We start from the raw sequence: 26,366 nt of genomic DNA, 5'->3' as shown, positions 1-26,366 counted from the left end.
TTTCACCCAGAAAACAGGGTTTCTCGGCCCCACACACGCAGGCCCTTGCAGGCGCTGAGGAAAGAATGAGCAGAGTCGGAATCTCGCAGCGAGTGCAGGCCTTCGTCTGCCGCCCCCTTCAGACCACATTCCATGACCAGGTCTGCCGCACTTTCGCTCAGGCCGATGTGTTTGCAATGCACATGGGCGTCTTTGAGGAAATCAACCGCGGCCGGGGTCGATGCCAGATCATCCACCCCCGGCAGCACCGCGATGGCATCAAACAACACCGACGGCGCGCCGCCGATCTGATCGGTCACGGCATGCAGATTGTTATTGCTGCACATGGCACCACCGATCCTCGGGGCCACAATCCTGATCACGCCCCCTGCTTCGGACACGGCTTGTTCAAGGGCTGCCAGTAGCGCCCCGTCAAACCCATCACTCAGCATCACGCCCATGATCCGGCCCTTGAAACTGGCAGGCGGGTTCGCCTGAATGCTCAGAGACGGGGCAGGCGCGAGGTCCATTTGCGTCGCTTGCGATGCAGGGGCCGCTTTTGGGGTTTCGACAAGCCCCAGACGGTCGGCAGCAGCCTGCGCCAGCCCAAGGTCGATGTTCAGAAGGTGACTGACCATGCGACTGCGGATCGCCGGTTCAACACATTTTGACAGTTCGAACACCAGCGCGGAAAGGATGTGTTCCTGCTCGGACGGGGTCTGGCTGATATAGAACTGCCGCGCCTGGCTGTAATGGTCGGCAAAGCTTTCCGGGCGCAGCCGTGCCTTCGGGCCAGTGACCGGGGCGCGGTAGCTGACATATCCTTCCAGCGGATGTGCGCGCGGACCTTCACCCCAGCCATTTGGCTCATAGTTCACCCGGCCTTTGCGGGCGGCGGTCTGCATATGGCCGTCCTGCTGATAATTGCTGACCGGGCAGCCCCGGGGCGCATTGACCGGCAGTTTGGTAAAGTTCGGCCCGCCAAGGCGTTTCAGTTGGGTATCAAGATAGGAAAAGTTCCGCCCCTGCAGCAACGGGTCATCGGTAAAGTCGATGCCGGGGATGACATTGGCGGTGCAGAACGCCACCTGTTCGGTTTCGGCAAAGAAATTGTCCACCGCGCGGTCCAACCGTAGGGTTCCGATGATCTCGACCGGGCAGTCCTCTTCGGGGATCAGCTTGGTCGGGTCCAGCACGTCAAAGGCAAAGCTGTCGGCAAAAGCCTGATCGAACATCTGTACGCCCAGATCCCATTCCGGGAAATCGCCCCGGTCGATTGCATCCCACAGATCGCGGCGATGGCGGTCAGGGTCGGCACCGTTGCTTTTCACAGCTTCATCCCACAGCACTGATTGCAGGCCCATCCGGGGCTTCCAGTGGAATTTGACGAAGGTGGACACACCCTCGACGGTCACAAAGCGGAACGTGTGGACCCCGAACCCCTCCATCGTGGTAAAAGACCTCGGGATGGTGCGGTCAGACATTTGCCACATCACCATATGCATGGCTTCGGGCGTAAGTGAGATGAAATCCCAGAAATTGTCATGCGCCGACTGGGCCTGCGGAAAGGCGCGGTCGGGCGCGGGTTTTACTGCATGGACCAGATCGGGAAACTTGATGGCATCCTGTATGAAGAACACCGGGATGTTGTTGCCAACCAGATCCCAGTTGCCTTCATCGGTGTAGAACTTCACCGAAAATCCCCGCACATCGCGTGCCAGATCGGCCGAGCCCTTGCTGCCCGCCACGGTCGAGAACCGCACGAAAACCTCGGTCTCCTTCCCGCTGCTGGCAAAGGGTGCGGCGCGGGTGATGTCGGTCAGAGCGCGGGTGCAGGTGAATGTACCATGGGCACCATACCCGCGGGCATGGACCACACGTTCGGGAATCCGCTCGTGGTCAAAGTGAAAGATCTTTTCGCGCATGGCGAAATCTTCTAGCAGCGTCGGGCCGGGTGCACCTGCCCGCAGAGAATTCTGATTGTCTGCAATCACCACGCCCTGCGCGGTGGTCAGGCGCTCGTCTTTGCCGGTGGCATGCTGATGGATTTCTCCACCGGCACCCCTTTCTGACGTCAAAGTCTCGATGCTGGCAGTCTGGCGAGGTGTCTCGGTCATGGTGATATCCTTGGCTACAGATGCACGCTCGCAACCGGCACAGAACTGGCCAGCGAAAGGGGCATCAGATGGTCCGGGCAGTTTTCGCGCCGCGGTCTGCGTATGCCAAGACAACACTTCCGGCACCGGGTTGTTCCGTATCTTCTTGTCTGTCGGCAAGATAACTCGGGAAGCCGCCAAGCCTCTGCGCGTCGTACAGTTCACGGCTGCAAGTCGCCGGCAAAGAACAAAGTGCGGAACGAATGGGTGAACTATTGGTTGTATCGGCAGCGAAGGACGGCGGCAGGCTTCCACCGCTTGGATCTGCCGCGTCGTGTCCGACCAACACAATTGGCGATTTGTGCCAGAAAGGCCGATGCAATGAACGAGCCCCACACCCCCCAAGCCGGCATGGAAAAGGATGATGTGTCGACGATTGGCAGTGTCGCATCCGACATCAAGAATGCGGCAACCCAAAAGTTTGGCGAGGCGATGACGGAAGTCCGGTCCAGAACCGGCGATGCCAAGGACAGTGTCGCCAATGAAGTGAATGATGTGGCGCAGGCCCTGCGCCGCGCATCCGAAGAACTGCGCGGCGGCTCTGCACAGGAACGCACGCTTGGCACGCTAGCCAGCAGCCTTGCCGATGCTTCGGATCAGATCCGCGACAAGGATCTGGGTCAGATCGCGCAGATGGTCAGCAAGGTTGCGCGCGAACATCCGGTGATGTTTCTGGGCGGTGCTGCGCTGCTGGGCTTTGCCGCCAGCCGCTATGCCAAAGCCAGCGGCGCGGGCAATGGCACCTCGTCGGAGCAGCACGATACCCGCCCGGCGGCTTCCTTTGTGCGTGGGGGCAATCCGGACACTCAGACCCCGGGTGCGCCGTGACCGGCCCCAAATCCACGGGCGAGATGATGGCAGACATCATGGGCAATGTCAGCAATCTGGTCCGCAATGAAACCGACCTGGCCCGGGCCGAGATTGGCGAAAGTCTGACCAAGGCAGGGGCCTCGCTGGGGTCGATGGCCGTAGCGCTGCTGCTGGCCATTACTGCCCTCAATGTGCTTGCCGCAGCGTTGGTCGCTTTGGTGGTCGACATGGGTCTGGAACCGCATTGGGCGAGTGCGCTTGTCGGGTTTGGTTTGCTTGCGATTGCCTTTGCCGTCTTTGCCTCTGCCAAATCCGCCCTCAAACAGATCGGCTTTGTGCCGACCCGCACCGCGCAGAATGTGTCGCGCGATGTTGCAGCCATAAAGGATTCTTTCAATGACCAGTGACACCCGAAGCTCCGACGACATTGAGCGCGACATCCGCGAAGAACGCGCACGGATGAGCGACTCCATCAACAATCTGCAACAGAAGTTCTCGGTCGATGCCATCGTGAATGACATCGGGTCGATGTTCCGCATGCAAGGCGGTGACATCGGCCGCGTTGTCACCCAGACCGTCGGGCGCAACCCGGCTGCAGTGGCGCTGGTCGGGGTCGGCCTTGCCTGGCTGTTCCTTGGCCAGAACCGGTCCACCGACCGCAACGACGAGCAATGGGGCAATGCGTCGGCGCATGACCGTGCCCGTGGGCGGCATGACCCATGGCAGGGCGAGGTTGGGCCGACCATCCGATCCGGCAATGAAGACACTGACGCGTCAGACCAGCATTGGTATGGCACGCATCAAATGGACCGGGGCCGCACCCAAGGGCGCAGGACCGGCGGCTACCGGCAGGGTGAAGTTTCTGGCGGCATGCACGGCGCTGCCAGTTCCATGCGGTCTGCCGTGTCGGATATGGCCGACGATGTCGGCACCGCCGCATCTGACCTGACGGACCGGCTATCCCATGGTCTGGATGATCTGTCGGAAGAGGCGCGTGCCCGCGTGGTTGCCGCCCGTCGTGCTGCGCATGACGCGCGGGTTGCATCGGGTGAAGCCATGCAAAAAGGCGCACAGGCCGCAACCGGCTTCTTTGAAGATCAGCCTTTGGTGGTCGGTGCTCTTGCCGTAGCCCTGGGCGCTGCGATCGGTGGGGTTCTGCCGCACAGCAAGCTGGAAGACGATGCCATGGGCGACAGCAGCGACCGGCTGTTTGCCGAGGCGCAGGACCTGTTCTACGTCGAGCGGGAAAAGGCCATGGCAATGGCCAGAACTGCAGCGGCGGATGTGAAGGACGAACTCAAGGAGGCAGGATCGGATCTTGCCAACTTGCTGCCCGAGGGAAAATCTGCCGGAGAAGTCATCGTTGACCGCGCCGCCGGAGCTGCCACACGGATCTATGACCACGCGACGGGTGATGGCGAGCGTCAGGCAACAGACAAATCTGCGACCTGAACGAAACTCAGGGCGGTCTGTATGCCCCCGCCCGTTACCCCACCAAGATAGACGCGGCCCTGCGCCTCAGGGCCGCGTCGACCTGCCTGGCGAGAGCCGACCCAAACCATGGTGCCTGCCGCTGCTAGGCCAAATTTCCAGTAGCCCGCTCGGTCGGCCGAGAGCGTCTTGCGCCGATCGACATGAGGTGCAACGCAACAGACTGCCGATGTCCCGCGGGCATTGCCTTTTTCCTCGGACCCCGGTCCACCGAAAAAGCGGTGCATATTCCCTGCCGGATCTAGCGCTCGCTGGTTCTGCCCCAGGCATTTTGTCGGCAGATTGCGGACCAGGTTCGCGGTGTGCAACCTGATTGAAGGGCTGATCAACCATCATCTGCTGCAAGGTCATCAGATGCTGAAACGGTTCCTGCAGAACTGGAAATGGTGGGATTTCGGCTTTTTCGCCACAGGCGGCCGTGATGCCAGAGTACGGGTGCTGGCATAATACGGACCGCGCGCCCGAAAAGAGCTGAAGGGTACATTGAACGCAGATCTGAATCAGATGTGCCCATTGCTGCGTGGCAGGCAAATCTCACGGGTTGTCAACGCCTGCATCCGGGTTGAATGGGAAGGCGCACGCAAGAGCGCCTTCCTTTGTTTCACATGTCGCTGGTTGCAGCGCAGATTTCTTCCATCTGATCCATCGACACGGTGATCGGGATGCCTGCCGTTGTCGTATCCGTGGCCGTGCCGGCGGTGGTGTCCATGCTGGTCCCGGCAGTGCCCGTCGTGCCAGCGCCTTCAGCTGTCCCGGTGGTTCCAGCGGCAGCACCGTCGGTTGTGCCTGTTGCGGCCCCGGTGGCATCAGTAGACCCTTCGGATTGCTGCATATACGCCGCGCAGTCGCGCTGGAGCATGCCTTTGTCTTCTTCCGACAGGGTGGCCCACTGCGAGGACAGCTCAGCCGATGGACGGACAGAGGTTCCATCTTCGCCGAACATTGCCAACCCAAGCGATGTTGACCAGTCACTGCCGAAGCTGGACGAGGATGCCATGTCGGACGTGCCGGTGGTTTGTGCGAAGGCACCGAAAGCGAGCAGTTGGGAAGCAATGGAAAGGGTGATGATCGTGCGGTTCATGTTTGTCTCCAAGGGGAAGGGGGTTGCGATGTCCAGCCCGGCAAAGTGCCCGCAGCTGGTGGGTGCGCGACTGATGCGAAAGGTTTTTTTCTGGGTTGCCCCCAGTCTCAGGGGCTTGTCGCATTGTCGTTTTCACAGGCCACCGGAACATTATTTTCTGGCCAGTGCCGGGGATCTGAATTTGACCCGGCCCACATGGATACAACCGTTCGCATCCCGCCGTGTTCCTTGGCAGAAGGGCTGCTTTACCGGCAGTCGGCGAAAGATCGCCCGAAAGCCGCACAGGGCCTGCCAGGCGCAGCACCCCTGGCATGGAACGGTCGATGACGGCGATTATCGTCGGCGGCGCACCAAGCTTGGTGCTTTGCGGATGCCTCCGCCTCCAAGGATCACCGGGGCAGCGCAAAATCCGTGACGGCCTTTGCGACGGCCACCGACAGGGGTGCGTCAACCCCACGCTGGCCCCCGATGAACTGTTGGGTCAGAAGGCCGTTCTGGCAAGCGCGGTCATCGTCCCAGCCGGGGTGGTTCATCACCGGATACAGGCACAGGCCATCGACGGGAACACCCCGCGCCCGGGCACGGGACACTTCACCCGCCACATAGCGCAGCCAGGGCGCACGCCTGTTATCTTCGACCCCGGTTTCCGCAATGAACAACGGCCGATGGTAACGCGCATAGGTGGCGAACAGCAGGTCCGACAGCGGGCGATAGGTCGGGTGATCCACGTCGATGCCGGTCCCGGTGCCCGGACCGCCATGCAGCCACTGATTGCGCGGATAATAATTGACCCCGATGATATCAAGCAAAGACGGATCGCCGCCGATCTGTGGCCAGATCTGCCCCGACAGCAGATCGAACGCCTCGAACTGGGCCTGATCCAGACGTTCCGCCACGGATCGCGGAAGGTCAGCCCCCGGATCGGGGTGAATGGCGATCAACGGTTCACAATGGACGAACCGCGCCCGGGGGTCCACGTCGCGCAAGGCATGCATTGCGGCAATGCTCGCGCGCGCCAGTTGTACTTTGAGCTCCATCCCCCGGCCTGTAGCAAAGGGATTTAGATAGCGCACATCGCCCCCCGCCCAGGCAAAGAATGATATTTCATTGACCGGGCACCAGAACGGCACCTCATCCGAAACAGTGCGCAGAGCCTGTGCTATGGCCCGGGCAAAACCCGCAAACCGGATGACGAATTCCGGATGCCAGATGTCGATATCATCGGGCCAGCCATAGTGCAGCAGATCCCACAGCACCTGCGTCCCGGCCTGATTTGCGGCATGGGCCATGGGCAGAAAGCTGCTGAAGTCATAAACTCCCGGCTGGCGTTCAATCAGGTGCCAGCGTGCCCCATCCCGCACAGTGCGCAGGCCCATCTGCGCCAACTGGGAATAGTCGCCACCGGCATGCGTATCATGTCGGGTCGCCGCGATCACATCCAGCCGCCGCCCGGTCTGCAGTCTTTGGCTGGCGCATTCGAACCCGCCTTGCACAAAGCTGCGAAACAGGCGCGGCGGGGGGGCGGCCGTTTCGGCCAGCACCTCGTCGAACAGCGATTGCCATAGCGGCAGGACGGGGTCTGAGGGCGGCACCGCCGGTGCAATCCCCAGTCTGGTGCGGAGCCAATTCCACAATCGCCTACATCGCTGCGCAGACATTTCTGGCAGCGGAATGGTGCGCGCGTGTTGCGCGCGGCCCGGCATGCGGTCTGCGGCAGCTGTCCGCACATCTTCCGATGCACCGACATAACGCGTGGTCAGGTGCTTTGGCCCGACCATCGCCTCGGGCACGCTGCGGCCCCGTTCGATCAGCGGCGGGTGATGCTGCAGCCGGTCCAGTGCCGGGTAGATGTCGGCAACATCCTGACAGGAGATGATGATCTCATACCCGGTGATCTTCTTGGCCAAATAGGTCACCGTGTCGGCGAACGCATAGTCCAGCGCTGTGTCATCGACATTGACACCGGTGTTCCGGAGCGACCGGAATGCCGGATCATGCACCGTCGCCGACCGCGCGCAAGGCAGCGCGTCAATGCGAAAGCGGGCAGGGTCCAGCGATTGCGCCAAGAGCCGGATTTCGGCCTCTTCCTCCCCCCCTGCCAGCCACGCAAAGACAAACAGAATCCGCACCGGGCGGTCATCCGGATGGGGCAGGGCGAAGGGCATCAGCCGACAGCGTGCGGTTCGCGATCACGCGCGGCCACGCTGACCGCTTGGTGGTAGGGCAGATGCCACAGCGCCGCTGGGGTGTGCGGGGTCATTCGGCAGCACGCACCATCGCGGTCGGCGCGCGATCAGAGTTGATCCGAGCGAATGTCGCAAGCGCCTGACCGATCACCTGATCCATGTTCAGGTATTGATAGGCCCCCAGCCTGCCCACGAACCACACGTCCGACAAGCCTTCTGCCACCGTGCGATACTGTTTGTAGAGCGCCTGATTTTCCGGTCGGGGGATCGGGTAATAAGGATCGCCTTCGTTGGTGGGGTATTCATAGGTCAGGCTGGTTTTGGGATGGGTCTGGCCGGTCAGGTGCTTGTATTCGGTGATCCGCGTGTACTCTTCGGTCTGTGGATAGTTGATGGTTGCAACGGGCTGTGCCCATTCGACGTCCAATGTTTCGTGCGCGAAACGCAAGGACCGATATGGCAGCGCCCCGAAGCGGTGATCAAAGTACTCGTCGATCGGACCGGTGAAAATCAGGCGGCGGGCGCGTGGCCGGTCGCGTGCGGGGTTCCATTTCTGGCCAAGCTCCAGACGGATATTGGGATGATCCAGAATATTGGCAAACATCGCCGTGTACCCGTCAGAAGGCATCTTCTGAAACGTATCGGTGAAGTAGCGGTCATCCCGGTTTGTCCGCGTGGGAATGCGGGCCGTCACGATCCGCGACAGCTGCGACGGATCAAGGCCCCATTGCTTGCGGGTGTAGCCTTGAAAGAACTTTTCATAGAGATCACGGCCAACCGTCGAGACCACCACATCTTCCGATGTCTGAATGTTGTCGATCGCCTCTCGCCGGGTGGCCAGAAAGGCCTCCATCCCGGCCGAGTCGAGGTCGAGCCCGTACAGCCGATTTACCGTATCCAGATTGATGGGAATGGGCAGCAACATGCCGTCGACATTTGCGAGAACCCGGTGCTCGTAGGGCCGCCAGCCGGTGAACTGTGACAGATAGTCGACAACCGACGCGGCATTGGTGTGAAAGATATGGGGGCCGTAGCGGTGCACCAGAATGCCGGCCTCATCCTTGTAGTCATGGGCGTTGCCACCAATGTGGTCGCGCGTATCCATCACCAGCACAGATTCATTGCGCTGCGAGGCAATCCGTTCGGCCAGCACAGACCCGGCAAACCCTGCGCCAACGATCATCCAGTCGAACATGTCTAGGCCTCCTGTCCGACGCGCAGCCGCGCCTGAATCAGGCTTTGCATCGCATCCCATGTGCCCTCCCATGACATCAGGGCAAGATGCTGGTCGACCGCCTGGCGCCAGCCTTCGGGGGGAATGCCAAGGGTGGTTTTCAGGGTGGGCACAATGGTCTGGGCATCGGCAATCGAGACCAGACCCTTTTTGCCGTAGGTTTCCACAACGTCAACCACCGCTGTCGCCGTGACCCGCAGACCGGCGGCCAGATATTCGGGAGTCTTGGTCGGGCTGATGAACCGGGTCGCATCGTTCAGCGCAAAGGGCATCCAGGCGGCCTGCCAATTGGCCATATAGCCGGGCAACTGGTCATAGGTCTTGCGCCCCAGCCAGTGGATGTTGGGCGCTTGTGGCAGATCGTCCGGGCTGATCTTGGCAATCGGGCCAATCATCACGAACTGGATCAACGGCAGCGCCTTAGCGGCGGCGGCGATCAGATCCAGATCGATGCGTTCGTCGATCACACCCACATAGCCAATGCGTGGCTCAGGGATCCACGCCTGATCCAGCGGATCTTCGCTGTGCACCCGGGCGCTGGCAAAATGTTTAGTGTCAACACTGCTGGGAAAGCAGTGAACATCCGCGTGCAACCGGCGCTTCGCCGCGAAAAGGCTTTGGCCGCCAGTAAACACAAGCTGGGCGCGTTCCAAAAGCTCGGCCTCCAACGCGGCAAGCTCGGCCGGGGCAAAGCGGAAGGCCGACAGCTCATCCATGCAGTCATAGACGCACAGGTCACAGGGCAGATTGCGGGTAAACTGCAAGGCCATCGGTGTGTAGTACCAGTGAACAACCGGCGACCCGTCCAGCAAGGCCTGCAACTCTTCCACCAACAGGCGCTGTTCGCGCAGAGAGTCGCAGGCGGCGTCAAAAACTGGTGTCAGCACCGTGACCCCCGATGCCACGGTCCGTATCCGGAAATGCGCAGCGCCTTGAGCGAACTCCGGCTCTTCAACAAAGTAGATCCGGTAGTCGCTGGCCGCCTCGTTCAGCAGGTGTTGCGGTCGCTGATGCACAAACTCCCACCGCAGATGCGAAAAACACAGCAGTGCAGGGCGGCGGGCGGCGGGCTTTTCGGTCTTTGGGCGGAGGCTGGTCCGAAAAAGGGATGACTGCGTGTTCATGGGGTGCCTCCAAGGGCGGGGTTATTACCAGTTAAACAATTGATTTGCCGCTTCGTTCCGTGGGGTGTGAAACGGAGGTGACGCGCCGGTCACGAGTGATGGCAGACCTTGGCCGGCAAGCGGGGCACCCGCCTGCTTCAACGCCACATGGGGTTGCAAATCGCGGTGCCGCGCCTTTGCGCGACAACGGCCAATGCGTTCTATCGGGGTGTCGGCTGCACAGGGCATAGAGGCCATGGCAGTGCCGCCATTGGGAAGACCGGCCGCGCGGGAGCACGCCCGGACCTTAGTGATGTCATCAAGCGGGGTGGTGTTCAGCGCAGTGCCGGGGCAGGTCAGTCCACACTGGCGGGCTCATTCATCTTTGCAGCGATATACGCGGGCGGTATTGTTGACCCCTGCAGGGTTACGCCTGTATGCGGCACCCGGTTCAAACGCATCATATCGTCTTGCGTCATCAACCGTTCCAGCGCGGCTCTGCTGCGGCTCACCCTGCTTTTGATTGTGCCGACCGTGCAGCCGCAGGCCTGTGCCGCCTGCAGTTGCGAAAACCCAAGCACCCCCATCAACACCAGCGGGCGACGCTGGTCATGGGGCAGCCGGGCAATCACCGCCAGCAATTCGTTCAGCGCCACTGCGTGTTCCTGTCTGGGCTCTTCAAACAGGGCTTCGGCGCGCAACCCGTCAACATCTTCGACTTCCCGGCGGAATTTCCGGATCTCGGAAAAGAAGGTGTTGCGCAGGATGGTGAACAACCAGGCCCGCAGGTTCGTTTCAGGCCGGAAGCTGTCACGGCTGCTCCAGGCCTTGAGAAGGGTTGTCTGCACCAGATCTTCGGCGCGATGCGGGTTCGAGGTCAGCTTGAGCGCGCGGCGGCGCAGGGACACCGCTTGCAGGGGCAAAAGTTCGTGGAAAGGATGTTGCTGTGTCATGGATGCGTCTCGCTTTCGGTAAGACCAGGCATGCCTTCGTCCTTGTCCAAGGAACGGCAGGCTGCGGCGTCTGATGTCTGTGTGATCGCATTGGTCCGGACCGGGTCCGGGCGGGCATGGAAAGGGAGGGGAGGTGCCCCCTTTCCGGCGCTATGCCGCAGCGGCGGCGTTCAGGCGCTGTTCTGCCAGCTTGGAAAGGGCTTTGTCGGCCCCGTATTCTTCGTCCAGAGTTGATTTGAGCAGGCTCGCCGCCTGCGGATGGCCCAGCTGTTTTGCCCATGCGATCAGCGTGCCATAGCGCGCGATTTCATAGTGTTCGACCGCTTGGGCCAGCGAGATCAACGCGGCATCCATTGTCTCTGGATCATTGATGTCTGCCATAAGGCCCTCGGCTTCTTCGATCAGCCCGACCATCGCGTCGCATTTCGCGCCGCGGGCCGGTTTTCCAAGGCTGTCGAAAACCTCTTCCAGCCGCACAATATGCTCTTCGGTCTCGTCACGGTGCGATGACAGGGCCGCCTTGAGCTTCGGATCGGTCGCCTTTCGCTCCATCTTTGGCAGCGCCTTCAGGATCTTTCGCTCGGCGTACAGCACGTCTTTCAACGTGTGAAGGAACAGATCGTCTAGGGTTTCGATGGTCATCGGGGATACTCCTTAAAATGGTACGGTCGGGCTACAAGGAAGAGTCTCAGTCGGCCCAGGTCTGGCCCTGCAATCCGCTTTCGCCCTGGCGCCTTTCCTGCGTCCAGCTCAGCGGTTGCAATTCACCGTCCGGACCGGCCCGGTAGGTCTGCAGGAACCGTTCGGCCTGGGCCTTGTGCTGACGGCGCATTCGGACCGTGCGGCGTTCGCGCTGGCTTTCCAGCATCTCGGCGAGGGTCTTGATGAAGACGTTGACTGTGGGTTCGCTGGACATGGGGTCCTCCTGTGCAGTCGGGAGCAGGGTGGGCTCAGAGCAGTAGTGCGATGATGATGACGACGAGGAGCGGCGCTCCGAGCAGCCAAGCGATAAGTGCGGCCATGATCTTTCCTTTCTGTATCGGGGGAACGGGCGGCGCTGCCTCAGCGGCGCGCCACCAGAACGTCCAGCCCCAGTCCTTCGTCACGATGACGTCCACCGGCTGCAGCGGCAAAGAAGGCCGCGACAGCGCCAATCAACAGGGTGGCTGCGGCAATGAAGCCAAAGACCACTCCGGTCACACGGGCTGTTTCGACGGCGGCAACAGCCTCGGCACGGGCCTGGGCAATCTCGGCATTGACCTCGTCGACCCGCGTGCGTGCGGCACCTTCGTCAAGGTCACTGTTGGCCGCCACGATCTGGGCCAGATAGGCGCTGTCACGTTCGGCCATTTCTCCGTCCATCGCACTCTGTGCCAGGATGGCGGCAACCTGCCGCTGAAGGGCGGGGTCGGTGGTTATGGCAGCGGTTCCGGTGGCTTCCGTGGCAGTGGTGTCTGCAGGTGGCGCCACCGGCGTGTCGCGCAGCATGAGGTCCGCGAAGTAATCCGACGATGTCGCTTCGCTGGCTGCCTCTACCGCTGTGACGGTTGTCGCTGCACCGGCGTTCAACAATCCGCCAACGCCAAACGTCGCCAGAATGGTGCTGATCAGCGCGCCTGTCGCCCAGACCAGTAGCCCGTGCATACCGTCGCGCGCTTCTACCTCTGATGCTGTGGCGTCGCCTGCCTTGCGGCGCATGCGGCCAGCAATATAGCCGCCAGCCCCGAAGCCGGTCACCATGACCCAGGCAAACCAGATGCCCGCCGCGATGGCGACCCAGGCCGCTGATACACCTTCACCACTGTAGGGAGAGGTCAGCGAAAGCCCCAGGCCGGCCCCGAAGGTGAGCAGCAAAAGCGAAATTGCGAGCGCAAAGATACCTCCGGCAAGAATGGCGGCCCAGTCCACATAAGACCCTTCGGCGGGTGCGGGTGTTGTGCTGGCGACCTGACGGGGGGGCACGGTGTCTGACATCATTTATTCGGTTTCCTTTTATTATTGCGCGTAATCAGCGCAGGCCCACAAAGCTGAGCAGTGCCAGCACGATCACAACTGCGCCGACGATGTAGATGATCTGGTTCATAAGGTTTTTCCTTCGGTTGGTCGTAAAGCACGCCCCCAAAGGGGCGATGCAGGTTTGCCATCGGCAAGGCAGGTCACGCCGCAAACGGACGCCGTCCGCGGGGGACGTGAAACCTTGGGGACATGCGAAAAACCGGGAAGCCAGAATTTCCAGCACAAAACGGTTCGGTTCGGCAGGGGACTTGCGCACCGCCCCGTCGTGGCTACACCCAGCCGCCCGGTTTTTCGCAACACTCACTATTCGCAACAGGTCGTGGTCTCTTTTTGCCTGACCGGGCGCGATCTGTGCAGCGTCGGAATCTACGCAGTCTCAGGACATAGGCGGCGACCGACCCGGGGCGGAAAAAGTCGTATCGGGCCGCATCAATCTTTGGTAAGACCTGTTAACTTTATGGTGAAGATCATCGTGGCCCGCCGGAGCTGCGACCGATCCAGCCGCCGACAGTCAGACCAATTTCGGAGGTGACCATGTCGGACCAAGGATCAGGCACCGTATTGCCGGTCATTGCCATCGGGGCCTCTGCCGGTGGGCTGGAGGCCTGTCGCGCGCTGCTGAAAACCATGCCGGATGCAATGCCCGCGGCGTTCATCCTGATCCTGCATCTTGATCCGTCGCATGACAGCATGATGGTCGAGCTGCTGGCACATCATACCGGGTTGAAGGTGGTTCAGGCCACCGAAGGGCTGGCCCTGCGGGCCGGGGTGGTCCATGTGATTCCGCCGGGCGTGTTTCTGACGGTGTCGCTGGGTGTCATACACCTTCAAGAGCCGGGGGGCGGCAAAGCGGTGCGGATGCCGTTTGACAGGCTGCTGTCTTCCATAGCCGAAGAGGGGGGGCCTGCATCGGCTTGTATCGTCCTGTCAGGCACCGGAACCGACGGCAGCCATGGTCTGGCCCATATTCATGCCGCAGGCGGCCTGGTCATCGCGCAGGACCCGGCCGAGGCGGGGCAGGCCGGGATGCCGGACAGTGCCATCAGGACCGGGTTTGTGGCGCACGTTCTGCCAACGGGGGCCATGCGGGGCGTGCTGGAAGCCTTTCTGGCCGAACATTTGTCAGCACCAGACACCGCCATTGCCCCGACAGAGAGTCGCAAAACCGGGGTTGCGCGTGCGGATGATCAATCCGCCATCGGCTATGATGCGATCCTGTCCTTTGTGGGCGAGCATTCCGCGCAGGACATTTCGCTTTACAAGCGCGGAACGCTGGAGCGGCGGATCGCCCGCAGAATGGCGCGCATTGGTCTTGGGGCAGACAAGACAGCGCAATATCTTGCCATTCTGCGGTCTGACCCTGACGAACGCAGCCAGCTGTCCGCCGATCTGTTGATCCACGTCACCAGCTTTTTCCGCGATCCGTTGGTGTTTGAGCATCTGTCTGCAAAAGCCATTCCCGATCTGTTGGCGGCCATGCCGGCTGACCGGCCCTTGCGGGTCTGGGTTGCCGGGTGCAGCACAGGGGAAGAGGCGTATAGTCTGGCCATAACCTGTCTTGAGGAAATGGAGGCCGCAGGGTCGGGCGCGCGGTTGCAGATCCTGGCATCGGATGTTGACCCGGAATCGATCGCCACGGCGCGGGCGGGGTTCTATGCGCGGGACATCGAAGACTCGGTGTCGCCGGAACGTCTGGCCCGATTCTTTGTGCCTGCAGACGGCGGTTGGCGCGTGACGTCGGCGCTGCGAGATCTGATCGTGTTCACCGTGGCAGATCTGCTGTCTGACCCGCCGTTTTCAAAAATCGATCTGGTGTCCTGCCGCAATGTCCTGATCTATCTGGGCCCCGAAGCGCAAAAGCGGGTGATCGCGCGCTGCTGCTTTGCCCTGCGGCCCGGCGGGCTGTTGTTGCTGGGGGCGGCTGAAATGCCGGGCCACAGCGACGGGAGCTTTGCCGTGGAGGACAAGGCCGCGCGTCTGTGGCGCAGGGTTGGCAAAGGCCTGCCCGGCGATCTGAACTTTTCGTTGGGCAAGCGCGAAGAGCTGCCATCGGTTCTCGGGCAAAGCCCGGTCCGCCGGACCGAACTGGCAGATCTGTGCCGCCGCATCGTGTTCGAGATCTACACCCCCGCTGCCGTTTTGTTGAACAGCCGGCTCGAATGCCTGTATCTGCTTGGCGAGACCGAAACATATCTGAAGGTCACGCAAGGGCATCATGACCCCGGCATTGTGGGCATGTTGCCGAAATCGCTGCGGCTGCGGTTCCGCACCGCTGCGGCAACCTGCACGCCAGAGAACCCTTTGGTGACCGTTTCGGGCGGGCGCTTGCCGGGCACCGGCAATTTCAACATCGTCTTGCACGCCGTATCGACCGGAACCGAACCGTTGATGCTTGCCTGTTTTGTCAACGCCTCCGGTCAGCAGCCAAAGGGCGATGAACAGGAGGCCGACGGGCAGGATGGCCGCACCGGCGATCTGGAAGCGGATCTGAAAGCCGCACGCAGCGACCTGTCCGCTGCCTTGCGTGATCTGGAGGAAGAGGTCGAGGCCCATGGCATGGACGCGGCCGAGGCGCTGTCGGTCAACGAAGAGTTTCAGTCCACGAATGAGGAGTTGCTGGCGTCGAAAGAAGAGCTGCAATCGCTCAACGAAGAGCTGACAGCGCTGAACAGCCAGCTGCAGGAAACACTGGAACGTCACCGCACCACCGCGAATGACCTGCAGAACGTGCTGTTCAGCACCGATGTGGCCACCCTGTTTCTGGACCCAGACCTGAACATCCGCTTTTTCACGCCCGCCGCCCGTGCAATCTTTCGGGTGATCCCGACGGATGTCGGCCGGCCGATTGCCGATCTGGCTGCCGTGTCGAAAGATGACGATCTGGCGGCAGATGCGCGCGCCGTTCTGACGGATGGCGACCCCAGTGAGCGTGAAACGGTAGGTGCCGATGGCAAGTATTTCCTGCGCCGCATCCAGCCCTATCGCGCCGAAGGCGGACGGGTCGAGGGCGTGGTGATCACATATGTCGACATCACGGATCGCAAACGGAGCAATGCAGCCCTTGAGGCTGCCATGAGCGAGGCGGAGCGGGCGACCAAAGCCAAGTCGCGGTTTCTCGCCTCGGCCAGCCATGATCTGCGCCAGCCGCTGCAATCCATGGCGCTGCTGCACAAGCTGCTGGCCCCGCACAAACGGTCAACCGAAGGCGCACGGCTGGCCGCGCTGCTGGATCAGACGCTTGGCTCGATGACCGCAATGCTGGATTCGATGCTGGACGTGAACCGGATTGAATCCGGGATCGTGCGGCCCGCGATGCGGCCGGTGGCGATTGCGACGTTGATACAGCGCCTTGCCGATGAATTCGGCCCGCAGTGCAAGATAAAGGGGCTGAAGCTGCGCGCGGTGTCCTGCAAGGCCTGGGTGCGGACCGATCCGCAGCTTCTGGAACAGATGCTGCGCAATCTTCTGTCCAACGCGCTGAAGTATACGCCAAAAGGTGGCATCCTGCTGGGCTGCCGCCGGCGCGGCGGGGTGTTGAACCTTCTTGTCTGTGACACCGGGATAGGTGTGGCAGCGCAGGATACCAAAACCATCTTTGACGCCTATTCTACCGCCACCAAGCCAGCCGGGGCCTTCGGACAGGGGCTGGGGCTGGGATTGTCGATCGTGCAACGGTTGGCCGATTTGATGGATCACCCGGTCACTGTCCGTTCGACCCCCGGCAAGGGATCGGCGTTCATGATCACGCTGCCGGTTGCCGATCCGATACCCGATACATTGCCATCAGCGCAGTCCGTGCCAGAACACATAAGGGTTGCGAGCCAGATCGGGACGATTCTCGTGGTCGAGGATGAAGAGCCGCTGCGCGACCTTCTGGCCGAGTTTCTGACGAGAGAGGGTCATACCGTTGTGGCCAAGTCGAGTGCGCAGGACGCGCTGAACTGGGCCAGCGGCGATGTGCTGCCGCCGGATCTGCTTCTGGCTGATTTCGATCTGTATGGCGGGACCAATGGGCTGTCCCTGGCGCAGGATCTGCCCGATGTTCTGGGCTGTGCGGTTCCGACCATCATCCTGACCGGCGATATCACCACGTCGACGCTGAAGCGCATTGCGGCGTCGCCCCATCACCAGATCACAAAACCGGTGATGCCCGAAGTGCTGCTGGCGCTGATATCCGATCTGATGCGAAAGGCGCGCGTCAAGGCGGGCAAGAGTACCCGGCCGCCGGAAGCGGATGTGCCGACAGTGCATGTCGTCGACGATGATCCGATGATCCGCGAAACCATGCGCCGGCTGTTCGAGGCCGAGGGGTGGCGGGTTTTCATCTACAAATCGGCCGAAGGTTTTCTGGCCGCCCCGTGTCTTGGCGGCAATGCCTGCCTGCTGGTGGACAACCTGCTGCCCGGCATGGACGGGGTCGCTCTGATCACCCTGCTGCGCGAACGGCAGTCGGACCTGCCCGCCGTCATGCTGACCGGCCACGGCGACGCCGCGACGGCGGTGGCGGCGCTGCGGGCGGGAGCAACCGATTTGATTGAAAAGCCGGCCAGTGCCGCCGATCTGCTGGCCAGTATCCGGCATGCCATCAAGGCGGGCACCAAGGCGCATCCGATGACGGAAACGCGCAAGGCCGCCCAGCAGCGGTTTTCCGGCCTGACCGAGCGTGAGCGGGAAGTTCTGACCCTGGTTCTGTCGGGCGCGCCCAACAAGATCATCGCGCATGACCTTGGCATCAACCAGCGCACGGTCGAGAACCATCGCGCTTCAGTGATGCGCAAGACGCGCGCGGTGTCTTTGCCAGAGCTTGTCCGCCTCGCCCTCGCGGCAGAGGTGCCGATACGCTGAAATCAGGGTGGGGGCGGCTTCGTTCCGACGATGCCGCCCGTTCGTCACGGCCTAGTTCTGTGTGGCGGAAAAGCTCCGCCCTGCCAGCAAATCGCAGGTCGCTTGGTCAGCGGTCACATCAAAGCCATCTGTGTCACCCATGGTAAAGTCGCAGTCCATGGGAAGGGCATCGGTCGCCTCGGCATCCGTCGACGCTTCCAGCCGCAAGGTACCGTCTTCTACAGTGTACTGGCCGGACAGGGCTTGGGCGTCGCCTGTAATCTCAAACGTACCTGCGTCGGTCAAAACCAGGGTCATGTCTTCGGAATTGTATTCGCCAGCCTGAAGCAACGGCGACGGCTGGTTTGTCGCAGTCACGTCTTCGTCGGCAGCGTTGCTTTGGGTGGGGGCATCCTGATCTGACGCGCCAGCCTCATCCTCTTCAGGTGGCGTGTCATTCTGCGGCTCTGCTGAGGTGTCTTGGTCGCCAGCTTCTGGGTCTGACCCAACCGGTGTATCAGCCCGTGCTTCTGTCTCCGGTGCCGCCGCTGCGCCCGCCTCGCCGTCAGGCGCATCAGACGTTTCACCCGCCTGTTCCGTCGCCATGCGCCCGAAGTCTTCGGCCTCACTCGCGATCAGCGCGTTCTGCTGCGCCATCCGTTCTTCCAGCTGCTGCTCGATCCGCAACAGGTCTTGCGACCGGGTGGACACATCTTCGGTCAGGCTGCTCAGCACGGCCTGCCGCTCCTCTCGCTGCGCCTGAATGGCTGCCACATCTTCGGTCAGCGTGGCCTGCAAACCGCCCAGCCGCGCAACCTCATCGGTCAGGCTGCGTGACTGTTCCTCAAGCCGGATCGACTCTTCACGCAACTGCGCCGTCGCTTCCTCGGTCGCTGCCGCTTCTTGCAATACGGTTTGCAGGCGGGTCTCTGCCTCGGCCGCCGTCTCGCTGAGCGTGGCCGACTCGGCTGTCAGATCAGACAGCACCTGGCGCACCTCGGCTTCGCGCGCGCGCGCATCTTCCAACCGTGATCCGACCAGCGCCATCTCTTCCGTCTGCGTTGCAACCTGGGCTTCCAGATCAGCGCGGCGCTGTTCATACCCTGCGAGTTCGTCGCGCAACGGCTGAACCTGCGCCTCCAGTTCACCCAGGGCGCTCTGACCAGCCTCCTGCTCGGCGGTGATCCCGGTCAGCACTGCCTGTGCTTCGTCACGCTGAAGGGTCAGCTGATCCAGTTCGGCCTGCACGGCAGCCAGTTGTGCCGTTCTGTCGTCCACTTCGGGGGAGAGCTGCGCGATTGAGGCGTTCAACTCCGACAGCGTCGCTGACGCGGTGCGCTGGGCTTCAAGGTCTTGCTGCAGGGTTGTGCGCTCCGCGACCGCTGTTTCCAGCTGGTCGGCCATGTCGCGTTGCTGGGTGAAGAAATAAATGGTGCCGATCCAGCCGATCACGGCTGCAATCGCAATGACGCTGGTTGTCGTGTTCAGTCCGCTTTTCGTGTCATTGGCCATTGTGTGGCTTGCCCCCTTTTGAAAAATCTCTCTGAATGTCCGTCCAGATTGGGCCGACCGGTAGGACGGCCCAAGGCCGCAGGTCAGTCAGGTCGGACGACCCGGCACTTGGTAAAGCAACGACCGGACCAGCCATCAGGTTCCCGATCACCCAATATCATCGGCATTCTGCGCAACCGGGCAGCGTCAGCCAAAGGCTTCAGCGACCCGGCGCACCGCCGATGCGGGACCTGCGCTTAGGAAGTGATTTCTTCAATATCAACGCTGTGGCTGCCAGACTGGCGTCCGTCCAGCCGCAGCCGCCCTGTTACCGGGGCCACATCGTCGTAATCGCGGCCAAAGCCCACGTCGATGTGGTCATTGCGGGCAAAGCAGGCATTGGTCGGGTCGTAATCGACCCAGCCCATTTCCTCGCCCGTCCAGGCGCGGACCCAGGCATGCATCGCGTCGGCCCCGACCAGGCGTGGCTTGCCCGGCGGCGGCAGGGTGCGCAGATAGCCCGCGACATAGGCGGCGGGCACGCCCAGCCTGCGCAACGCCCCGACCATGATCTGCGCAAAATCCTGACAGACGCCCCGGCCCTGAACAAAGGCATCCTCGGGGGTAGTGTTGACGCTGGTGGCCTTGGAATCAAAGATCATGTGGTCGTGCAAGGCCCGGCCCAGCGTTTCCACCATATCGCGCACCGTGCGTTGGTCGTTGCGCAGATCCTGCGCAAAGGCGGCAATCCGGGGCGTGGCCGCAATACGGCGGGACGGCAGGGTAAAGTGATGCGGCGCGTGCGACCCCACACTGCGATGGGCCGCAAGCTCTGCCGCCAGACCCGGCAAGGGCGGCGACAGATCCAGCAAACTGTCATCTGCGGTGCGTTCGACCACCGAGTGCATCGTCAGCGCCAGACGGGTCAGGCCGGGGGGCATTGCGGCTTCGATCACATTGGTGCCGAAAAAGTCGCGAAACTCGCCGCGTTCCCCCACATCGGGTTGAAACGCATAGCCCGACTCGCGCACCTGTTGTCGCCCAGGAATATCGGCCGGCAGGATGCGGAACAGTTGCCGCCCCGCGCCGGTGGGGCGTGCGAAATCATAGCGTATGGATTGGCGAACGGCGTACAGCGTCACCGCAAGTAGGCCTCGGTCAGCAGATCAGAGATCCCGGCGATCTTGCCGCGCATATCCTGCAGCGCGGCGGTGGTCAGCGTGTCGGGCGTGGCGGTGGCAATATCGACCTGACAGCGCAGCATGGCGCGGCCTAGTGGCGACAGTTGCCCATGGGTGGCCGCGCCCGGCAGGGTCTGCACCTGTTCGTTCAGCCCGTCGAACAGATGGCGCAGCGAGCGGGGGTTCATCGGGTCGAGCGCCAGAAGTTCGATCACCGACTCGCGCGAAGACGCCACGCTGAAGCGGCGGCGGTGGGTCAGCACAGAGTCGCCCAACTCGATGCACAGATCAAGGCCGCCAGCCGCCGCCTTGGTATCTGCAAAGGCCGCCAATGCGCCGGTCAGCGAAGAAGACCGCTCCAGCTGCCGCCCGATCGACAGGAATCGCCAGCCGAAAAAGCGGTACATGTTTTCATGCACCAGACCGGAAAAACCCGCCAGCTTGCGCAGCAGCGCCGACAGGGCGCGGGCGGCATCATCGCCGGGGGTCACATTGCCGGCCATGCGCCGCGCAGTCTTGTCCAGATCATTCAGCGCCGACCAGCCATCGGGGGAAAAGCGGTCGCGCACCTGCCCGGCGGTGGCCACGGCCGCGCCCAACGTGTCCAGCAGTCCCGGCGGCAATCCGGCTGCGCCATCGACGCCATAGCCTTTGAGCACCGCATCCATCAGCTTTTGCAGCGGCAACGCCGCGCGCCCGCCTTCGGCCAGCCGGATATGCCGGGCGCGGAGCAGACGGATGATGCCTTCGGTCCGTTCGACATAGCGGCCCAGCCAATACAGGTTGTCCGCCGCCCGCGTTGGCAGCGCGCCGGGTACCGAACGCCGGTCGGGCGCATCTGCCGGGGGGACCATGCTGATTGCGGGCACTTCATCTTTGCTGACGATCCAGACATCCGCTGCACTGCCCCCGCGTTGCATCGCAAGCGCGGTCGGGTCGGTCGAGGCCCCGATCCGGGCAAAACCGCCCTGCATCACCTGCCAGCCGGTGGGCGTGCGGGCCAGAAACACCCGCAGGCTCATCGGACGCGGCACGATCCTGCCGTCGATCAGCGCAGGTGTGGTCGAAAGGGTAACGGCCTCTTGCGCCACCAGATCAGGCCCCTCCTGTGCCAACCGCTGCGCCAGTTCTTCCGGGGTCAGCGTCGCGCCAGGGATGCTTTCGCCCTGCCGGTCGAAGGGCAGGCCGGTGCCAAGTGCAGGTGACAGCACCAGACGCGCGCGCGCTGCCATTACCTGCGCCTGCTCGGCGCGGCTGCCGCACCACCAGGTCGCGATATTGGGCATGGCCAGCTTTGTGCCGGTCAGATGCAGCGACAGTTTGGGCAAAAACGCCATCAGCGCCCGGGTTTCCAGCACGCCGGACCCCAGTGAATTCACCATGGTCAGCCCGCCCTGACGCAGCACCGCCACCATGCCCGGCGTGCCGATGCGCGACGCTGGGTCAAGCTCCAGCGGGTCGGCGTAGCTGCCGTCCAATCGCCGCCAAAGCACATCCAGTGCGCGCAGGCCGGATACCGTGCGCACCATCAGCCGGCCATCAGCCACGGTCAGGTCTTCGCCCTGCACAAGAGAGACGCCCATATAGCGCGCGATCCACGCCTGCTCGAAATAGGTCTCGTTCAACGGGCCGGGTGTCATGATCGCCACCCGACCATCGCGCGCGCCGCGCAGGCCCAGCAGGGCATCGCGGAATTCGCGGAAAAACGCGGCAAGGCGGTGGATGTTCTGGCCGGCAAACACATCCGTATAGGCGCGCGAGGTGGCCACCCGATTTTCCAGCGCATAGCCCGCGCCCGAGGGGGCCTGTGTGCGATCGGCCAGTACCCACCAGCGGCCATCCGGCCCGCGCCCGATCTCGAACGCCACAAAGTGCAGAAAATGCCCCGAGGCCGGGCGCACACCCACAAGGGGCCGAAGCCATTCCGGGTTGCCTGCAACCAGTGCCGCAGGCAGATGCCCCTCGGCCACCAGCCGGTTGTCGCCATACAGATCCGCCATCACCTTTTCCAGCAGATCGGCCCGCTGGATCAGGGCGGGGGTCAGCTCGGCCCAGTCGGCCTCGTCGATCAGTACGGGAACATGGCTCAGGGGCCAGGGCCGTTCAACCGACTGGCCGGAGCCATATTGCCGGTAGAACACGCCCGAATCGCGCAGGTACTGATCGGCACGGCCGGTGGCGCGGGTAAGCCCTTCGTCGGTCAGGCTTTGCAGATGGTCGATCAGCGGCTGCCAAAGGGGCCGCAGCGTGCCGTCTGCCGTCACCAGCTCATCCGGCACACCGGGCAAGGCGCGGTAGGCCGACAGGCCGCGATCCCGCGTCTTGCCGGTTCCCGTTGTCTTCACATTTGCCGTCGCTGCACTGTCCATCGCCGGACTAGAGACCTATGGGCCGCCTCAGGTCAAGCGTCAGCGGGAATTCCCGGTGCGGGCGTTCCGGAATGGGGCGCGGATGATGACCGGGGCGATGGCCGCCCGCCTCGAACCGCGCCAGCCGCCGCGCCTCGGCCTCATTGCCGTTGACGGGGAAGGTGTCGTAGTTGCGCCCGCCCGGATGGGCGACATGATAGACGCAGCCGCCAAGCGGGCGCGCTGACCATGTATCATAAATGTCAAAGGTCAGCGGCGCATCGACCGGCAGCACTGGGTGGATCGCCGATGACGGCTGCCACGCCTTGTAGCGCAGGCCCGCCACAGCCTCACCAGCCCCCACACCGGTCAGCGGCATCATGCGACCGTTGCACAGCACCTGATACCGTGACGGGTCGGGCGCGGTCAGCTTGACCTGCAACCGTTCGGTCGAACTGTCGGTGTAGCGCACGGTGCCGCCGATGGCCCCGGTCTCGCCAAGCACATGCCAGGGTTCCAGCGCCTGACGCAGTTCCAGATGTACGCCTTCGTATTCCACCTCGCCGCAGAACGGGAAGCGGAATTCGGCCTGCGCCTTGAACCAGGCCTCATCGAGCGCGAAGCCGTGTTGCGCAAGGTCGGCCAGCACATCGCGGAAATCCTGCCAGACATGGTGCGGCAGCATGAAACGGTCGTGCAGGGCGGTGCCCCAGCGGGTCATTTCCCCCTGCGCCGGGCTGGCCCAGAACCGGGCGATCAGCGCGCGGATCAGCAGTTGCTGCGACAGGCTCATGCGTGGGTCTGGCGGCATCTCGAAGCCGCGGAATTCGACCAGACCGAGGCGCCCGGTGGGGCCGTCAGGCGAGAACAGCTTGTCGATGCAGATCTCGGCCCGGTGGGTGTTGCCGGTGACATCGGTCAGCATGTTGCGCAGCAGCCGGTCCACCAGCCATGGCATCGGGGCGGCACCCTGCCCGGGGGCGGGGATCTGCGCCAGCGCGATTTCCATTTCATACAGCGCATCGTGCCGCGCCTCGTCCATGCGCGGGGCTTGGCTTGTTGGCCCGATGAACAGGCCCGAAAACAGGTAAGACAGCGATGGGTGCCGGTTCCAGTGCAGGATCAGGCTGCGAAGCAGGTCAGGCCGGCGCAGGAAGGGGCTGTCATTGGGTGTGGCCCCGCCGACGACCACATGGTTGCCGCCCCCCGTTCCGGCATGCTTGCCGTCGATCATGAACTTGTCGGCACCAAGGCGGCACTGGCGCGCCTCTTCATAGACGGCGCTCGTGATATCGACGCAGTCCTGCCAGTTGTGGGCGGGATGCACGTTCACCTCGATCACGCCCGGATCGGGGGCGACGCGGATCACGTTCAGGCGCGGGTCATGCGGTGGGGCATAACCTTCGATATGGACCTGAAGGCCCAGCTTTTTCGCCGCCTCTTCCGCGGCGCGCACCAGTTCAAGGTAATCCTCCACCGATACCACCGGCGGCATGAACACGCACAGCCGCCCGTCGCGCGGTTCCACCGACAGGGCAGTGCGGATGTGGCCATCCAACTCCTTTTCGCCAGAGCCTTGTTCAACCATCGCGCCCTGCGCGCCCCCGGCGGTAAAGCTGGCAGAGGCTTGCGGGCGCTGTTCGGTCACGTCCGGGCTGTTCGGGGTGGGCAGCGGTGCGCGGTCAACCGTGGGATCAACCGGGTTGATATAGGGGTATTGCGACGGCGGCAGCCAAGGCAGGCTTTCCAGCGGCAGACGGTAGCCCACCGGGCTGTCACCGGGCACCAGGAACATGTGCCCGCGCCGCAGCTTCCATTTTTCGGTCCGCCAGCGGCGGCCCGAGGCCTGTGATTGCCAGCTTTGCACCGGCAGCACAAAGCCCGAAGGGTTGGTCAGCCCGCGGTTGAACACGGTGGCCAGACGATGCCGTTCCTCGGGGTCTTTCAGCTTGGAATTGGCCGGGGTCACATTGTCGGGCAGGTTGGCCTCTTTGACCAGCCATTGCGCCGGGTCCTCATAGGCGGGCACGATGCAGTCGGCCTCCAGCGCCAGATCCTCGGCGATCTGTGCCAGCAGACGCTGGGCATCCTCTGTGGTCACCCCTGTCTGCGCGCCCTCTTCGGCGATCAGGGCGGGGTCGGACCAGATCGGCTGACCATCGGTGCGCCAGTACAGCGAGAACGTCCAGCGCGGCAGCGTTTCGCCGGGATACCATTTGCCCTGCCCGTAATGCAAAAACCCGCCTGGCGCAAAACGGTCGCGCAGGCGGCGGATCAACTGGTCGGCCAGCACGCGCTTGGTGGGGCCGACTGCGGCGGTATTCCACTCTTCCGCCTCGAAATCGTCAATGGAAACAAAGGTTGGCTCGCCGCCCATTGTCAGGCGCACATCCCCCGCATCAAGGGCTGAATCCACCTTTTGCCCCAGCGCATTCAGCTGATCCCAGGCCTCATCGCTGAACGGTTTGGTGATGCGCGGATGTTCGGCCACGCGGGCCACAGTCATGTCAAACGCGAAATCGACCTCGGCAAAGCTCGCCATGCCTGAAATCGGGGCAGCGTTGCGGTAATGCGGGGTCGCGGCCAGCGGGATATGGCTTTCGCCGGCCAAAAGGCCGCTGGTCGGGTCAAGGCCCACCCAGCCCGCACCCGGCAGATACACCTCGCACCACGCGTGCAGATCGGTGAAGTCTACTTCGGTGCCCGATGGGCCGTCCAGCGCCTTCAGATCTGGTTTCAGCTGGATCAGATAGCCCGACACAAACCGCGCGGCAAAGCCCAGATGCCGCAGCGCCTGCACCAGAAGCCAGCTGGAATCACGGCACGACCCGCTTTGCACACCCAGCGTTTCCTCGGGCGTCTGCACGCCGGGCTCCATCCGGATGGTATAGCGCAAGTGTCCTGCCACCTGCGCATTCAGGTTCACCACGAAATCGACGCTGCGCACCCGGTCTTTCGGCACCGAAGCCAGAAACGCCTGCAACAGCGGCCCTGCAGGCTCGGCCCGTCGGTAAATTTCCAGATCATCTGTCAGATCGATCGGATACTCGAACGGCCATGTTTCCGCCGCCTCTTCGACAAAGAAATCGAACGGGTTGTAGATCGCCATGTCGGCGACCAGATCGACCTCAATCTTGAACTCGCGCACCGGCTCGGGAAACACGAAGCGCGCCAGCCAGTTGCCGAACGGATCCTGCTGGTGGTTCACGAAATGCCCGCCCGGACTGACCTTGAGCGAATGTGAGATCACCCGGGTCCGGCTGTGCGGGGCAGGGCGCAGACGAATGACCTGCGGCCCCAGCGTGACCGGACGGTCATATTTGTAATGCGTCAGATGATGAATCGCGGCCTTGATCGACATTCGGTTACTTCTCGTGAGGTCAGGTTCTGCATAGCAGCAGCATCGGTTTATATATGTAGATAGCCCTGTATGTCACGTTTGCCGCCTTACTGTTGCACAAATCCCAATCGTTTCCAAAATGACTGCGCAGGGATTGTGCAAATGCGGAACTT

General features: G+C 62.7%; 19 protein-coding genes. 5 read left to right on the top strand and 14 right to left on the bottom strand.

The genetic code is table 11. The features are described from left to right. Positions 1-2: 2 nt before the first annotated feature. Positions 3-2,096, bottom strand: coding sequence for a catalase (locus tag EEB11_RS07495; protein ID WP_135429864.1), 2,094 nt, complete (start codon positions 2,094-2,096; stop codon positions 3-5). A 360-nt stretch (positions 2,097-2,456) separates the two neighbouring features. On the opposite strand from EEB11_RS07495, the gene EEB11_RS07490 reads away from it, so the two are divergent. The 4 genes from EEB11_RS07490 (at position 2,457) to EEB11_RS20240 (ending at position 4,883) form a co-directional block, all read left to right on the top strand. Further along, a complete protein-coding gene (locus tag EEB11_RS07490) occupies positions 2,457-2,963 on the top strand; it encodes a hypothetical protein (protein WP_135429862.1) in 507 nt (168 codons plus the stop codon). 26 nt (positions 2,964-2,989) lie between these two features. Then, positions 2,990-3,352, top strand: coding sequence for a phage holin family protein (locus EEB11_RS07485; protein WP_210134389.1), 363 nt, complete (start codon positions 2,990-2,992; stop codon positions 3,350-3,352). Next, on the top strand, positions 3,342-4,397 hold the full coding sequence (locus tag EEB11_RS07480; RefSeq protein ID WP_135429858.1) for a DUF3618 domain-containing protein: 1,056 nt from the start codon (positions 3,342-3,344) through the stop codon (positions 4,395-4,397). The genes EEB11_RS07485 and EEB11_RS07480 overlap by 11 nt, the downstream gene beginning before the upstream one ends. 222 nt (positions 4,398-4,619) lie before the next feature. Beyond that, positions 4,620-4,883 (top strand): DUF2243 domain-containing protein, encoded by a 264-nt coding sequence (locus EEB11_RS20240; RefSeq protein WP_135429856.1) that lies wholly within the window; start codon positions 4,620-4,622, stop codon positions 4,881-4,883. Positions 4,884-5,037: 154 nt separating this feature from the next. Here EEB11_RS20240 and EEB11_RS07470 read toward each other — a convergent pair whose 3' ends face one another. The 9 genes from EEB11_RS07470 to EEB11_RS19530 form a co-directional block, all read right to left on the bottom strand. After that, a complete protein-coding gene (locus tag EEB11_RS07470; protein ID WP_135429854.1) occupies positions 5,038-5,517 on the bottom strand; it encodes a hypothetical protein in 480 nt (159 codons plus the stop codon). Between the two features lie 389 nt (positions 5,518-5,906). Then, positions 5,907-7,682, bottom strand: a complete 1,776-nt coding sequence (locus tag EEB11_RS07465) for a glycoside hydrolase family 1 protein (RefSeq protein WP_135429852.1) — start codon at positions 7,680-7,682, stop codon at positions 5,907-5,909. Between the two features lie 91 nt (positions 7,683-7,773). Beyond that, positions 7,774-8,898, bottom strand: a complete 1,125-nt coding sequence (gene glf, locus EEB11_RS07460) for a UDP-galactopyranose mutase (RefSeq protein ID WP_135429850.1) — start codon at positions 8,896-8,898, stop codon at positions 7,774-7,776. 2 nt (positions 8,899-8,900) lie between these two features. Then, positions 8,901-10,061: a glycosyltransferase family protein gene (locus tag EEB11_RS07455; RefSeq protein ID WP_210134388.1), complete on the bottom strand. Its 1,161-nt coding sequence runs from the start codon at positions 10,059-10,061 to the stop codon at positions 8,901-8,903. A gap of 335 nt (positions 10,062-10,396) precedes the next feature. Beyond that, entirely contained in the window at positions 10,397-10,993 is a 597-nt protein-coding gene (locus EEB11_RS07450; protein WP_135429848.1) for a sigma-70 family RNA polymerase sigma factor, read from the bottom strand. Between the two features lie 150 nt (positions 10,994-11,143). Beyond that, on the bottom strand, positions 11,144-11,635 hold the full coding sequence (locus EEB11_RS07445; RefSeq protein ID WP_135429846.1) for a YciE/YciF ferroxidase family protein: 492 nt from the start codon (positions 11,633-11,635) through the stop codon (positions 11,144-11,146). Between the two features lie 46 nt (positions 11,636-11,681). After that, positions 11,682-11,909, bottom strand: coding sequence for a hypothetical protein (locus tag EEB11_RS07440; protein ID WP_135429844.1), 228 nt, complete (start codon positions 11,907-11,909; stop codon positions 11,682-11,684). A gap of 146 nt (positions 11,910-12,055) precedes the next feature. Further along, positions 12,056-12,970, bottom strand: coding sequence for a hypothetical protein (locus tag EEB11_RS07435; protein WP_135429842.1), 915 nt, complete (start codon positions 12,968-12,970; stop codon positions 12,056-12,058). Positions 12,971-13,001: 31 nt separating this feature from the next. Next, positions 13,002-13,160: a hypothetical protein gene (locus EEB11_RS19530; protein ID WP_167852683.1), complete on the bottom strand. Its 159-nt coding sequence runs from the start codon at positions 13,158-13,160 to the stop codon at positions 13,002-13,004. A 383-nt stretch (positions 13,161-13,543) separates the two neighbouring features. Between EEB11_RS19530 and EEB11_RS07430 the strand changes: the two genes are divergently transcribed. After that, positions 13,544-17,854: a CheR family methyltransferase gene (locus EEB11_RS07430; RefSeq protein ID WP_135429840.1), complete on the top strand. Its 4,311-nt coding sequence runs from the start codon at positions 13,544-13,546 to the stop codon at positions 17,852-17,854. Between the two features lie 51 nt (positions 17,855-17,905). Here the strand turns inward: EEB11_RS07430 and EEB11_RS07425 are convergent, their stop codons facing one another. The 4 genes from EEB11_RS07425 to EEB11_RS07410 form a co-directional block, all read right to left on the bottom strand. Then, positions 17,906-19,345 (bottom strand): coiled-coil domain-containing protein, encoded by a 1,440-nt coding sequence (locus EEB11_RS07425; RefSeq protein WP_135429838.1) that lies wholly within the window; start codon positions 19,343-19,345, stop codon positions 17,906-17,908. Positions 19,346-19,581: 236 nt separating this feature from the next. Next, positions 19,582-20,466 (bottom strand): transglutaminase family protein, encoded by an 885-nt coding sequence (locus tag EEB11_RS07420; RefSeq protein WP_245298805.1) that lies wholly within the window; start codon positions 20,464-20,466, stop codon positions 19,582-19,584. After that, positions 20,463-22,874 carry a circularly permuted type 2 ATP-grasp protein gene (locus tag EEB11_RS07415; RefSeq protein ID WP_135429836.1) on the bottom strand — a complete coding sequence of 804 codons (2,412 nt, stop codon included), beginning with the start codon at positions 22,872-22,874 and terminating at the stop codon, positions 20,463-20,465. Before EEB11_RS07415 ends, EEB11_RS07420 begins: the two co-directional genes overlap by 4 nt. Before the next feature lie 7 nt (positions 22,875-22,881). Next, complete coding sequence (locus tag EEB11_RS07410) at positions 22,882-26,214, bottom strand: transglutaminase family protein (RefSeq protein WP_135429834.1); 3,333 nt, start codon at positions 26,212-26,214, stop codon at positions 22,882-22,884. Positions 26,215-26,366 lie beyond the last annotated feature (152 nt).

This window comes from Pseudotabrizicola sediminis (assembly GCF_004745575.1).
Taxonomy (GTDB): Bacteria; Pseudomonadota; Alphaproteobacteria; order Rhodobacterales; family Rhodobacteraceae; genus Pseudotabrizicola; species Pseudotabrizicola sediminis.
Note: the sequence above shows the minus strand (reverse complement) of the source record. Positions and strands in the feature narration are given on the sequence as shown.

Coding starts and splice junctions, on each gene's coding strand:
- EEB11_RS07495 (WP_135429864.1), bottom strand. CDS start 2,096: ATGACCGAGACACCTCGCCAGACTGCCAGCATCGAGACTTTGACGTCA.
- EEB11_RS07490 (WP_135429862.1), top strand. CDS start 2,457: ATGAACGAGCCCCACACCCCCCAAGCCGGCATGGAAAAGGATGATGTG.
- EEB11_RS07485 (WP_210134389.1), top strand. CDS start 2,990: ATGGCAGACATCATGGGCAATGTCAGCAATCTGGTCCGCAATGAAACC.
- EEB11_RS07480 (WP_135429858.1), top strand. CDS start 3,342: ATGACCAGTGACACCCGAAGCTCCGACGACATTGAGCGCGACATCCGC.
- EEB11_RS07470 (WP_135429854.1), bottom strand. CDS start 5,517: ATGAACCGCACGATCATCACCCTTTCCATTGCTTCCCAACTGCTCGCT.
- EEB11_RS07465 (WP_135429852.1), bottom strand. CDS start 7,682: ATGCCCTTCGCCCTGCCCCATCCGGATGACCGCCCGGTGCGGATTCTG.
- glf (WP_135429850.1), bottom strand. CDS start 8,898: ATGTTCGACTGGATGATCGTTGGCGCAGGGTTTGCCGGGTCTGTGCTG.
- EEB11_RS07455 (WP_210134388.1), bottom strand. CDS start 10,061: ATGAACACGCAGTCATCCCTTTTTCGGACCAGCCTCCGCCCAAAGACC.
- EEB11_RS07450 (WP_135429848.1), bottom strand. CDS start 10,993: ATGACACAGCAACATCCTTTCCACGAACTTTTGCCCCTGCAAGCGGTG.
- EEB11_RS07445 (WP_135429846.1), bottom strand. CDS start 11,635: ATGACCATCGAAACCCTAGACGATCTGTTCCTTCACACGTTGAAAGAC.
- EEB11_RS07440 (WP_135429844.1), bottom strand. CDS start 11,909: ATGTCCAGCGAACCCACAGTCAACGTCTTCATCAAGACCCTCGCCGAG.
- EEB11_RS07435 (WP_135429842.1), bottom strand. CDS start 12,970: ATGATGTCAGACACCGTGCCCCCCCGTCAGGTCGCCAGCACAACACCC.
- EEB11_RS07430 (WP_135429840.1), top strand. CDS start 13,544: ATGTCGGACCAAGGATCAGGCACCGTATTGCCGGTCATTGCCATCGGG.
- EEB11_RS07425 (WP_135429838.1), bottom strand. CDS start 19,345: ATGGCCAATGACACGAAAAGCGGACTGAACACGACAACCAGCGTCATT.
- EEB11_RS07415 (WP_135429836.1), bottom strand. CDS start 22,874: ATGGACAGTGCAGCGACGGCAAATGTGAAGACAACGGGAACCGGCAAG.
- EEB11_RS07410 (WP_135429834.1), bottom strand. CDS start 26,214: ATGTCGATCAAGGCCGCGATTCATCATCTGACGCATTACAAATATGAC.